Genomic DNA, 12812 nt, shown 5'->3' with positions numbered 1-12812 from the left:
TCGATTTGCTGTATGAGAATCCAGACCAGACTTTGAAAGTTGATTTATCAATATTGTTCTATTTTGAATTACATAGGCTTTAGTTTGAACTGCAAGATGTTTGGAAACAATTTGTGCTACTTCTAAGCCTACGTATCCACAATACCGTGACAAATTGGGAAGCTTTATAAATCCAATTAACATCAAACTTTTTCCAAAGCTAACAGAACTTTTTAAAGTATTGAAAAGTGAAAAAAAGTCCTGGTATTCAAATCCAAGACCTCCGTTAAAGCTACGACACACTAGAAATGAACAAACTTGCTCATCCCAATTGGCTGAAGTAAACCCCCAAAGAATTCCAGTTGCTCCAATAGCAATTAAGAGGTTAGTAAAAAATCTGCCGAATTCAATTTCTTGTCCCAGCCCCTTGTCGTCTTTACCAGCAGTGAAAAACAGTGACCACGCTTGATTTGCATTAATGGTCTCAAAGTTATTAACTGTTGACGGTTAACGGTCATTAGTCATCAGCCTTCATGTAAATGTTTAGGTTAAATGCGTAACAGCTTGTCTTTTACTCTTTGCTTTTGTTATCTGTAAACGGATATTAACTAATGTAAATATTTTTCACAACTACTTGACGCAAATAAAAAAGTAGTAAAAACCGTACTAAGCAAGTAGAGTATTTTGGATGCGTGCGCCAAGTGAGGGTGTCTACAACAGTCTGTGACGCTCAAACGCAAGAGCGTTTCGCACAATAAGTTTGCAATTGTGCATAATCTGTTTTAAACAAAAATTATATTTTATATAAGCAGAAGTTATTAACTTATAACTGAGAAAGTATTGCTTATTTGTAACGAACTTGTTATGTTTCTTTACATAAAGATACAAAAACAACATTAATGCGTTAAACCACAGTTGATTAAAGCTTTCTAGATAACTATGCAGTCAAGCCTGCAATCTGCTTTGCCGAGTATTCAAACTCATAGGCAACAGAATCACTGTGCCTTTGTTAAAGGCTAAACGCATCTTTCTTCCGTCTTTGCATATTTGATTTTCACATTCGATAGAACTGTAATTTTCTTTTGGGAATTTTTGTTATGTCTTTTACCATCCAGTCGGCTCAAAGTATTTTTCCCGGAACTCTAGTTGCTGACCTTGTTCCAAATATTGTCGAATCATTTTCTCAGCTCAATGCTGAAGATCAACTAGCATTACTCTGGTTTGCCTATACCGAGATGGGTAGAAGTATTACAGTTGCCGCTCCAGGAGCAGCTAACATGATCCTTGCACAAGGCTTACTCGAACAAATTAAGCAGATGCCTTTTGAGGCTCAAACGCAAGTCATGTACGATTTGGCTAACCGTGCTGACACTCCCCTGTGTCGTTCTTATGCATCCTTCACAGTGAACATCAAATTGGGCTTTTGGTATCAGTTAGGAGAATGGATGGCCCAGGGAATTGTTGCTCCTATCCCAGAAGGCTACAAGCTTTCTCCTAAAGCTGCTGATGTGTTGCAAGCCATCCGCAATGCTGATTCAGGTCAACAAATTACAATTCTACGTAATACCGTAATTAGCATGGGATTTGACCCAAATGCTCCCGGTAGTTACAAGAAAGTCTCAGAACCTGTTGCTCCTCCGACTGCACCAGCGTTTCGGACTAAAGTCACCATTGAGGGCATCAATAATCCTACGGTGTTGGGCTATATCAATAACATGAATGCCAATGACTTTGATGCTGCGGTTGCTCTGTTTCTCTCTGAAGGTGCCTTGCAACCCCCCTTTGAAAGACCAATTATTGGTCAAGAGGCAATCCGCGCTTATATGCGTGAAGAATGCCAGGGATTGAAGATGATCCCAGAGCGTGGTATATCTGAGCCGGTGGAAGATGGCTATACCCAAATTAAAGTCACAGGCAAAGTCCAAACCCCTTGGTTCGGTGCTAGTGTTGGGATGAATATTGCATGGCGGTTTTTGCTAGACCCCCAAGATAAAATCTTCTTCGTAGGGATTGACTTGCTTGCTTCTCCTAAAGAACTGCTCAACCTAGTACGTAAATAAACCACTATTGTAGAGGCACGGTATGCCGTGCCCCTACTGTGATTTAACGAGTAGATACTGTAGTTTTCAGGTGAGAAATGGAGATTTTGGGAGACGGGCTGTATGGATGCTGATGAACTTCTCAAACGCTATTGTGCAGGAGAGAGAAATTTCACTCAAATAAGTCTGCACTTAGTTAACCTCAGCGAAGTGTGTTTAGCTGGAATTAATTTGAATAGAGCTAACTTAGCTAACGCGACTCTATCACAGACTAACCTGCGCGGAGCAAATCTGATCGAAGCAAATTTGACTGCGGCGGCTCTTTGGAGAACCGACTTCAGTGGAGCAAACCTGATTTTGGCAAACCTCAAGGCTGCTAACTTGATACGGGCAACTCTCAGTCAGGTGGATTTGCATAAGGGAAGCCTTGTGAAAGCAGACTTACGTTTAGCAGACTTGCATGGTGCTGACCTCAGTGGCGCAAATTTGGCTGGAGCAGACTTACGCTATACCAACCTCAGTGGTGCAAACTTGGCTGGGGCAAATCTCAGTGGTGCAAACCTGACTGGGGCAAACTTGAGCAATGCAGACCTGAGTCATACCAGTCTTGCCAAAGCTATTTTGTACAAAACTGATCTAAGTAACGTTGATTTTACAGAAGTAGACCTGACCGAGGTCGATTTGCACCACTGCTTATTTAATGGAGTCACCCTAACTGAACGAAGCTTAATTGAAGTGGTTTAAGCGCCGCTGCGGTCTAATTAAAAATCCAAAATTTAAAAATCAGTCTTTCATCTTTAACGGTACGCGGAAGTCCCCACACTCAATATACTCATAGGGTGGGGATGAATAACGGGGGTTGAGGATTGCATCTGGAATTGATTTAAAACATAAGTAAAAACAAATTCCAGATGTATGACGAATCCCCAATTATTTTATTTTGAGACTTTATCACAATATATATTTTATATATTTAAGGATGATGTAGCTTTAGTAGAGGCGATCGCTACCCAAGTTGGAGTCGCCTTAATGCAGGCACAGGCTTATTCGCCAACTGGTAGACTTGGAGCGCACTCAAAGTAGCTTGATTGCGATCGCAAAAACGGACAAACCACAGTCCGGCATTTGCATTTGTATGTATCAAGAGTTTTGAAATCATGAAACTTTCAGTTAACCTGAGGAGTCATTGGGCATCGGGCATGAGAAAAAGGGAAGTAAATTCTCCCTTGTCCCCTCACCTCCCGTATGCTTACCCTTTTCATTCGGGGGTTACGTAGTTAACAATGGGTTGAATGTTTTTCAAATCATCCAATCTTATGGCTAGAACTGCAAATGAATATGCCGTATACCTCCTACTGGAAAGCGGTCATCGGGAAGAAGTACGCTTTCCTACTATTCAAGAGTTTCAGAAATGGTATAGCGGCGAACTTGTGCCAAAGTCTGCTTCTAATGACTTTATTAGCGTACCGATCAAAAATATTCAAGGGGAATATATGGTAGTACGCCCTTCTCGGATTGTGGCAATCCGGGTAGAACCAATTTTTAGTTCCAGTGTTGAAAGATTCAACTAAATGATGAGAAAAACCCTTGCTTTGCTTTCCTTAAGTCTGGGAATTGCCCTTGTAAATCCTCTCTGGTCTTCTGTTGCTCAGGTTCCTAACTTACTGCCGTTGCCAGTACCCACCGCCCCTGATCTCCCTCTGCCAGTACCAACCATTCCTGATATAACGCCACCGCTAAAACCAATCGCTATCGGAACCGATTGTACGCCCCAGCACGCTTGCTTGGGTTGGGATGAGCAACTGTGGGGTCAAAGGGGTAAAACAGGCGTTGGCATTTCGCCCACCAGAGGTGATCGCAAAGCACTGTTGGCTTCCATTGATAACAGTTTGCTTTACCTAACAAAGAAAGAGGCGATCGCAGCATATCAAAATTATCCAGTTAAAGAAATTACCCTTGATCGTGTCCGCCGGAGTTTGGTACGTTTTCGCCAACTAGTTGTCAGTTCTAAGTCAGCAGCGCAACTACAAGCTGCTGTCCGCCGTGAGTTTGTCTTTTACCAGTCTGTAGGCAACGATGGCAAAGGTACTGTTAAGTTCACTGCTTACTACGAACCTATTTACACCGCTAGCCGTGTCAAAACTGCAATATATAAGTATCCTCTTTATCGGCTACCACCTAATTTCAGCCAATGGCCCAAACCCCACCCCAAACGAATTGATTTGGAAGGGAAGGATGGTTTAAAAGGGAATAAGAGCAAATTGCGCGGTTTAGAACTGCTTTGGTTCCGCGATCGCTTAGATGCGTATATGGTACATATCCAAGGTTCTGCCCAAATTAAATTAACTAATGGCAAAACAACATCAATTGGCTATGCAGGTGGAACTGATTACCCTTGGACTAGTATCGGCAGAGAACTAGCCAAAGATGGCAAACTTCCACTGCAAGGATTGACAATGCCACGTTTGATTAGCTATTTCCGGGGGAAGCCGCAGGAGTTGAGCAATTATCTGCCACGCTGGGAACGATTTGTTTTTTTTCAGGAAACAAGTGGTAGACCAGCTACTGGTAGTATTCATGTGCCAGTAACAGCAGAACGTTCCATTGCTACAGATAAGTCTCTCATGCCTCCGGGAGCGCTAGCGCTAATTTATAACTCGTTTCCCTATCCCGTCACTGGTGGCAAATTAGAGAAGCGTATTGTCAGCCGCTTTGTACTTGACCAAGATACAGGAAGTGCCATCAAAGGCCCGGGCCGGGTGGATTATTTCATGGGTTCTGGTAAACTAGCAGGCGATCGCGCTGGCATCACAGGCGGTAATGGTTCACTATATTATTTGCTGCTCAAAGAATAGATATTGGGCATGGGGCATGGGGCATGGGGCATTGGGAGTGTTGACTGTTGAGTGAGGATGTTATTCTCCTTGTCCCCTCATCTCCCTCATCTCCCTTATCTCCCTCATCTTCCCCTGCTCCCTGCTCCCCACTTCCCACTCCCCACTCCCGCCTAATATGGTGGATAAGCAAAATCATCTTCATCGGCATAAACGTAAGAGTTAGAAACTCCTGCCATTGCCAATTTAGGCGTTTCTGATTTCACAGGTTCCTTTCCAAAATCTTTGTATTCTTCAAAAGTCTTGCAAATCATTGCAGACTCAAGAGAATCGGAAGCAATTAAATATTGTGTTAAAGTCCCTACCGTGGGATGTTTGTAGTCTACAGTTGAAGCTACCAGAACTGTATTTGGTTCAATACCTCTCTCCTCGCACTCAATTATGGGGCAAAAAATCCCGTGAGCGTGGAACAATGGCCCTTTTGGTGCCAAGGGTTGCTTGCGATAAACAGCATAAGTTTTTTCTAGTTCAGCAACGAATCCACTAACTACTTTGCCTTGTTGATATTCGCAGTACGTTTTGCTGAAACTCGCTCCGGCTGCACCATTAAGAGTTAGTTGTAATGGGGATTCATGTAAAAACTTTTTATTTTCACCCACTATAAAAATTAGATAGCGAGTAAAGGTTTTAAATTTAAGTTTGTCTGCTATAAAAGCATCATAATTCTCTTTGAGCGTACCTAGCTTTAGACCACTTTCCCGGTCTTTGACAGACAATGGCCCCCGACGCACTAAAACCAAACGTGGAGTAGCACTAATAAAAACTGTTTCAACTCCAGAGCTAAATTCATGCTCTATTTGCTGCCAATTCTCATCTGGCACAAAGCCGACAGCATTGGCATTATCTAGCTTAATCGCCAAACCGTGGGATTGCATACCATCTGTGCCATACCGAGGATTAATCATCTGACACCAGGGGATGACTTGAGAAGGCGGTGCATTAAATTTCTCGTCTTCAAAGTCGAAATTAGCAGATGCTTTCATCGTTTTAGGCTATCAAAGTGTTTTATTGAACAAGTTTATCGGCACGCTGTCCTGGAGAACCAGAAGCAGAACTTGGTACGTCGCCCTTAAAAGAAGGCTGAACGTGGCGTCAAATTGATGTAGTAGTTTTTCCAGATTAAGGCAGAATTAATCTATGTTGCAATCCCTGTATCGTTTTGTAACAACAGATCCTGATCAAAACAGTACTAAGCGCTGAGTACTTATTGCTCAGTATTATTTCGGTGAACTCAAAGCAGCAAGAGTTTTTAAATCCGGCACTTCTAAGTCAGGTTGACTTATTGCTGATCCTGTGGGGGTAACTGCTTTTTGGACTGCTCGACGGTTTACCCAGACTGTTGATAGTCCCAGAGATTTGGCCGTAACGATATCGTGATATACACTAGCAGCAACGTGTAATATCTGGTCTAACGGCAAATCAATTCTTTCTATAGCCAGTCTGAAGTTGTTTAAGGAGGGTTTGTAGCTTTTTGCCTGTTCTGCTGTAATTATCTCATCAAATTTTATATCCAAGTGCTTTGCCGAGAAAGCAAAGAGATCGTCATCTACATTTGAGATAATAACCAGCTTAAAGTTTTGCTTTAAGACTCTAAGTGCCTCAACTGTATCCGGGAAAGGCAGCCAATGCTGAATCGAATCAGCAAGTGAACTTAGTTCGTCAGCAGTTGGTGCAAAGCTAAATTGTTCACCAAATTTCTGGACTACTCTCTTCAAAACTTCTCGATATTTGATATAATAACCACTTTCTAGTTCTGCTTCAAATTCAGCAAAAAGTTCAATAATTTGATCATCATCCAAATTAGTGTTATGTGCTATTAGAAGTGGTTTTAGCACGCCTAAGATGCCGTTCTCCCAATCGATTAGGGTTCCGTAACAATCGAAAGTTAAAGCCTTGTATTGATTAAAGTCAGTCATTTTTCATACTCGGGGTCTTGATTAATTATGCCCAGTTTTTACAAACCAAAAGACGAGCGAACCCATCTGCGTTGGCGCAGCCCGCTACAGGCATCGCCATATTTGCCGCTCTTAAAGCCTCTGAACATTTCTTCTATATCAAAGCATTTAAGTAGGTAGACAATAAAAGACTAAAGTGTGTGAATATTAAGTAAGTAGATTTGCACAACAAAACTAAACCTTACATCTTGCACCTGGAAGTATGAATGTCAGAACCATAACTACGTACAAGGAGAGATAGGCATTCAATTTCAAGTACAAGAAGAGACACGACTATTTGGGCAAAGATAGACTATAAAGCAGTTTGTGCTTTTAACTAGGGCATTAGTGGCGTTGAACCAAGATGAGTGTAAAAATAAGGAAAAGTAGCACACTTGATACAGTTCTTACGTACAAACTATAATTCTATCTACGTAACCATACTATATATTAAAAAAATAATCATACAACTGTATATTTTTGCATTATCATCAATAATAAACATCTCAAAGCCTTCTTATAAGGTACATACTAACTAATTCATGATGATTGCATTTACACCCTATAGCTTAGTCCAGCTATCTCCATCTCTATTTTGTAGCAAAAGTAGTATTTTACCTCCTGGAAGATATAGGAATGCATAATGAACCATGTGTGAGAAATTTTTCATTGATACTGAATCAACACATATTTCGTCTGACGAAGTAGTTGTGGAGACTGCTAATCGGACTTGGTTACATCAACCCGAACATCCGGGGATGGGTTATTCCTTTACTCAAAAGATGATTGATGCAGACACCTTAGCTGAAACTCGAAAGCTTTTAAATAATGCAATAGTATGTGCTTGGTACGCAGTGAAGTCGGAGCGCAGGCCACCAACTCTAACCCCTACACGTTGGGTATGGCGACTTGCAGGTTTTTACCATTTGTGCCATTCCACACCCCAACTGATGGAGGAAGCGCAAGAGCGCTTCGCTTCAGCAGATCGTAAGAGTTTGGCACAGTGGGCTGTACAGAAAGCCAGAGAAGAGGCAGGTCATGACCTACTCGCTTTACGGGATATTGAGTCGATGGGATATAGACCCGAAGCTGTTGTGCAAGCACTTGTTCCTCCGGCTGCAAAGGCGTTGCTGGATTACTTCACCCAGAGCGTTCAGGGATCAGATCCAATTGATTGCGTGGGCTATTCTTATACAGCGGAACGTTTAGGGATATGTATAGGGATGGGTTACATCCAGAGTGTGGAAGCACTGCTACCACCAGGTATCACAGCTACCCGTTGCCTGCGCGCGCACAGTGCTGTTAGCACTGAGGTGGAACACGTAAAGGAAACGCTTAAAATGATTGCTGGTCTTACTTCTGAAGAACGTGTTCGCGTGGCGAAAGCTTGTTATCAAGCTGCATTGTTGCGCTTCAGCCCACCTGAGGAACCTTATATATCAGATGAGGAGATTCAGAATGTGTTAAAACCGCTAAAAGCTTAGAAATGATCTAACAGCCAGGCACAACTTTTTTAAGACAAGTGAGGAAGTGTACAAATTAGCACAGTTAAAAAAAGATAATGGAAACAGCAACAGCAAAAACTACAGCCATTGAGCAACAATCTTTAAGTTCTTATAATTCTGCTATCGAGCAGCAATCTTTCAGCCCTTATAATTCTGCTAGCAGCTTCAGCGAGAGCAGCTTAGAGACTTTGGATGACATGGAGTTTGAGTTGGAAAGAATCATGTTTGAGGAATTCGCAAAAGGATTACCGAGCGATATCCCTATGGCTGATTTCTAGTTTCGGCTTATCTACATACTTTAATGATAAGGCTTGAATTACTAGTTGATATCCCTCAATTGTTTAGCTTCTACTAAGGGTTTGAAGAAGCTCAGATGCTAGTTAGATTCAAATACCGTAACAGTTAAACAGTTAGGGATTGACACTTTTGGGCAGAGAAAACCTCCTGTCTACTGACCTGACGTTTCAAACATATATTGCTGTAGGTTCCTCCAAGCGGTGAAATCTTTACTGGTTTTATATAACTCCTTGCCGAGGCTGTTTTTCCTAAGAAATTGCCCCCAACCCTTTCAGAGTAGCAATAGTCGCAGTAGTTAAACCCGTAACCCCCCTAATATTCATTCCTTCATAAAATTTCTTAGCCTTCAAAGTTTTCAAGCACTTGCCCGTGTTGATATCCCAAAGTCGAATTGTCTCATCAGCGCCACTACTAGCCAGAGTTTGATTATCTGGGCTAAAAGCGATTGACCAGACCCAAGCTGAATGTCCATGTAACGTTCTTTTGCATTCACCTGTATCAACGTCCCATAACTTAATTGTGTAATCGGGACTGCTACTAGCTATAATCTGGCCGTTTCGACTAAAGACGACTGCTTTAACGATACCATTTGCACAAACCTGGAAAGTTTGGAGGCAAGCACCAGTACTAACACTCCACAATCGGATTGTTCCGTCATAGCTGGCGCTTGCCAGCAATTTACCATTCGGGCTAAAAGCAATTGACCAAACCCAATTCGTATGCCCTTCTAACGTTCCTTTACACTCACCAGTGCTGACATCCCACAACTTGACTGTCTGATCCCAAGCACCACTGGCTATTGTCTTCCCTTGAGGACAAAAGGCTACTGACTGGATTGCAGCACGATGCCCCTGGAAAGTTTGTAAGGCTTGTCCCGTATTGACATCCCACAACTTCACCGTACAGTCGTGACTGCCACTTGCTAAAGTTTGACCATCGGGGCTGTAAGCAACTGACCATACTAGAGCATGATGTCCCAGGAAAGTTTGTAAGGCTTGACCCGTATTGACATCCCACAACTTCACTGTTCTATCGTCACTGCCACTTACCAATGTTTGCCCTTTTGGACAAAACGCAACTGATCGAACCGCAGCACCATGCCCCTGGAAAATTTGCAAAGTTTTACTCGTATTAACATCCCATAACCTTACTGTGTGATCGTGACTACTACTTGCTAATGTCTGACCATCCGGACTGTAAGCAACTGACCAAACTTGGCTAGTATAACCACTGAAAGTTTTGAGACATTGACCAGTATTAATGTTCCATAGCTTCACTGTTTGGTCTTCACCGCCACTGACGAGAAGATCCCCTTTCACACTAAAGACGACAGAGCATACCCAACCCGAATGTCCTTGAAGGGTTTTTAGACATTGCCCAGTGCTAAAGCTCCATAGCTTCACTGTGTGGTCGAAACTGCCACTAGCGATAATATTGCCTTGAGGATTAATGGCAACTGACCAGACCGCAGCATGATGCCCTTGTAGAGTTTTAATGCATTCACCAGTGTCAAAGTCCCATAACTTTACTGTCTGGTCATCACTGCTACTCGCTATTGTCTGACCGTCTGGACTGATAGTGATTGATCGTATTCCATCATCATGCCCCTGTAGAGTTTTGATACATTCGCCAGTGCTGACATCCCACAATCTAATTGTGTCGTCATCACTGCCACTCACTAGCGTCTGACCATCCGGATGGAAGACCGCAGAAATTACCCAACTTGTATGTCCCCGGAAAATTCTGAGACATTCAGTGGTGCTAACACTCCATAGTCTTATTATATGGTCATTACTGCCACTTACTAGCATATTACCATTTGGACTAAAGGCTACCGACCAAACCTCACTATTATTGTGTTCCGAAAAGGTTTGCAGGCATTGACCTGTAATGACATCCCACAATTTCACAGTAGAGTCAGCACTCCCGCTAGCAAGGGTTCTACCGTCAGGATTGAAGGCAAGTGATACAACCCAGTTGGTATGACCCTTGCAGTTGAGGATCTGTTTGCCATCGGCAGTATTTCGTAAGCAAATCTCACCATTGCTATCCCCCGTAGCCAAAAGTTTGCCGTCGGGGCTAAAGGCTACGGACAAAATACCACCGAAGGCTTCAGCAAAGACAGACTTAGCTAGATCAGCGTTTTGGAAATTTACATCATGCAATTTCACATTCCGCAAGTCTGCTTGCCAAACCGTCAGTTCAGAAAAATCATGACCCCTTAAATCTGTCTGTAGTTGACAAAGCAAATTAAGAATATTTCCACCTGTGTACCCTGGTTCTTGCGGCGATTCTTCCCGTAGCCTTACTAAAATTTTAGCTAGTCGATTTTCAATGCCTTTTTTACTTCTTAATCTAGTGAGCAGCTCATCAAGAACCGGTTTGAGGATGAGGCGAATTTGACCTTCTCTTATATAGTCTTTCGCACTCGCCTTGATCAAAGCGTAGCATCTAAAAAGTTCAATATTCTCAGTTGCAATTTCTTCACAGACTTGCTCTATGAATACCTGAGTCACATACTCTATGACTACAGGTTGTAGGGTGAAAGTTATTGCACTTTTCTCAACTAGCGATCGCTTTCCCAGAGATTCGACAGCCTCCATTAGTTTTGCTTGCGGTACTTGTGATATAATATCATCTCGCAATTCTTGAAGCGCCATTGGCTCACGATTAATCGCTAGCCAATACATTATTTCCTTTTCTAAATCTGACAAACGCTCAAATTGCTGCTCTAAAATATCACGAATGTCGCCGAAAACAGCTGTGTCTTGTTGCAGAAATTCAGTCACATTACCATCAAAAACATCTTTAATGGTTGTGGCGACTATTTTTAAGGCTAATGGATTGCCTGCATAACGTTCAATCATTACTTTCCATTCATTCTCTGCCGCAGATAGCCCTTTGAGTTTTAAGATTTCTTGCCCTTCCACCACTTTCAAGCCACTCAGTAGTAATGAACGAACAGATAATGCTTCTCCTTCCAGTAATGCCACTTCTTTCGGTTTTTCACGACTAGTCAGCACTAAGCAGCTTTGGTGAGTTGCTTCTCCTACCCGTCTTAAAAGTTCACCATATTCCTCATATCCTTCTCGATAAAGTCCGGCTCGACTCCCACTGCGGAGAATTGATTCTGCATTATCAAGGATCACCAAACAGCGATGATTTTGTAAATAATAGAGTAGCCGCGATACCCTCTCACTAAAGCTTTCTGGTAAATTACCTTCTGTTTCTTGTTCGTCAGATAGAAATTGGATTAGGTTACTTAGAATAATTTTAACAGGCGGTACTTCTCGTAGCGATCGCCAGATCACATACTCAAAGTTCTCCTGAATCTGTTGAGCAAACTTTACAGACAGCGCCGTTTTACCAATGCCTCCTATTCCCAATACTGCTATTAATTGGCAGTGTTCATTGAGAATCCATTGCTCTAGCGTGGTAAGTTCTTCTGTCCGTCCATAAAAAACTGAGTTGAAGATAGCCTCTCCCCAATCTAAGCGAGTATTTGAGCTTGAGTAGTCACTTTTATCTATTTTTAACTGAAAAGCTAAAAAAAGCTTTTCAATAGTCTGTTTGTCAACTCCTCCTTCGCGATTTAGTACTTTCGAGATAGTAGCGGAATATAACCCAGAGCGGACACTCATTTCTTCGAGAGTATACCTGTTTCCAAAATTTTCCTTTGCTTCTGACTGATGCTTTGCCTCCTTAATTTTTTGTAACCCCTTGGTAGTAAGTGCAACGCCACGCTTGCGTCTCCAATTCTGTAAAGTCATGTATTAACTCACGTTTGGGTAATCGCCTTTGATGATAAAAAATAATTATCTACTAGGTTGCTATAGATGTGAAGTGATAGCTATCACAAATGAATAATCTCATGTTGCAGAGGATTTTAAAGAGGTCTATAGCCAAAATGTTTACTGATACAAGCCACCTTTGGCAATCCACTCGTTTCACTAATTCAACACCGCTTGCTCAACAAACAATCTGGTCTGTGCAGCATTGCTGACATAAGCCCTTCAACCGAAAGCTATTTGCATCATACGTAATGGCATATTAGTTACGTATGATACTATTTATTTCATACCTAAAATTATCAGTAATATATTTGGATCGTAAAGCTTAAGTTCAATCTCAAAATCTCGATTTTCACTGGTAAAGACGTTTCTG

General features: G+C 42.1%; 10 protein-coding genes. 7 read left to right on the top strand and 3 right to left on the bottom strand.

Translation table 11 applies throughout. The features are described from left to right. The first annotated feature begins 1076 nt into the window (after positions 1-1076). The 5 genes from H6G26_RS04220 (at position 1077) to H6G26_RS04200 (ending at position 4873) form a co-directional block, all read left to right on the top strand. Positions 1077-2039 carry an orange carotenoid protein N-terminal domain-containing protein gene (locus H6G26_RS04220; protein ID WP_190728059.1) on the top strand — a complete coding sequence of 321 codons (963 nt, stop codon included), beginning with the start codon at positions 1077-1079 and terminating at the stop codon, positions 2037-2039. Positions 2040-2141: 102 nt separating this feature from the next. Continuing rightward, positions 2142-2762 (top strand): pentapeptide repeat-containing protein, encoded by a 621-nt coding sequence (locus tag H6G26_RS04215; RefSeq protein ID WP_190728058.1) that lies wholly within the window; start codon positions 2142-2144, stop codon positions 2760-2762. A 171-nt stretch (positions 2763-2933) separates the two neighbouring features. Continuing rightward, positions 2934-3101 carry a hypothetical protein gene (locus tag H6G26_RS04210; RefSeq protein ID WP_190728158.1) on the top strand — a complete coding sequence of 56 codons (168 nt, stop codon included), beginning with the start codon at positions 2934-2936 and terminating at the stop codon, positions 3099-3101. 233 nt (positions 3102-3334) lie between these two features. Continuing rightward, positions 3335-3589, top strand: a complete 255-nt coding sequence (locus tag H6G26_RS04205; protein ID WP_190728057.1) for a hypothetical protein — start codon at positions 3335-3337, stop codon at positions 3587-3589. Between the two features lie 3 nt (positions 3590-3592). Then, positions 3593-4873: a murein transglycosylase A gene (locus H6G26_RS04200; protein ID WP_190728150.1), complete on the top strand. Its 1281-nt coding sequence runs from the start codon at positions 3593-3595 to the stop codon at positions 4871-4873. A 152-nt stretch (positions 4874-5025) separates the two neighbouring features. Here H6G26_RS04200 and H6G26_RS04195 read toward each other — a convergent pair whose 3' ends face one another. Beyond that, positions 5026-5895, bottom strand: coding sequence for a DUF5895 domain-containing protein (locus tag H6G26_RS04195; RefSeq protein ID WP_190728056.1), 870 nt, complete (start codon positions 5893-5895; stop codon positions 5026-5028). 234 nt (positions 5896-6129) lie between these two features. Then, positions 6130-6828 carry a haloacid dehalogenase type II gene (locus tag H6G26_RS04190; protein ID WP_190728055.1) on the bottom strand — a complete coding sequence of 233 codons (699 nt, stop codon included), beginning with the start codon at positions 6826-6828 and terminating at the stop codon, positions 6130-6132. Between the two features lie 668 nt (positions 6829-7496). Between H6G26_RS04190 and H6G26_RS04185 the strand changes: the two genes are divergently transcribed. After that, entirely contained in the window at positions 7497-8330 is an 834-nt protein-coding gene (locus H6G26_RS04185) for a hypothetical protein (RefSeq protein WP_190728054.1), read from the top strand. Positions 8331-8407: 77 nt separating this feature from the next. Further along, entirely contained in the window at positions 8408-8629 is a 222-nt protein-coding gene (locus H6G26_RS04180; protein WP_190728053.1) for a hypothetical protein, read from the top strand. Positions 8630-8896: 267 nt separating this feature from the next. On the opposite strand, the gene H6G26_RS04175 is transcribed toward H6G26_RS04180, so the two are convergent. Continuing rightward, the gene (locus tag H6G26_RS04175; RefSeq protein WP_190728052.1) at positions 8897-12418 is read right to left on the bottom strand and encodes an NB-ARC domain-containing protein; all 3522 of its coding nucleotides are present in this window, start codon (positions 12416-12418) and stop codon (positions 8897-8899) included. Positions 12419-12812: the final 394 nt, after the last annotated feature.

It is taken from the genome of Nostoc sp. FACHB-888, assembly GCF_014696655.1.
Lineage (GTDB): Bacteria > Cyanobacteriota > Cyanobacteriia > Cyanobacteriales > Nostocaceae > Nostoc.
Note: the sequence above shows the minus strand (reverse complement) of the source record. Positions and strands in the feature narration are given on the sequence as shown.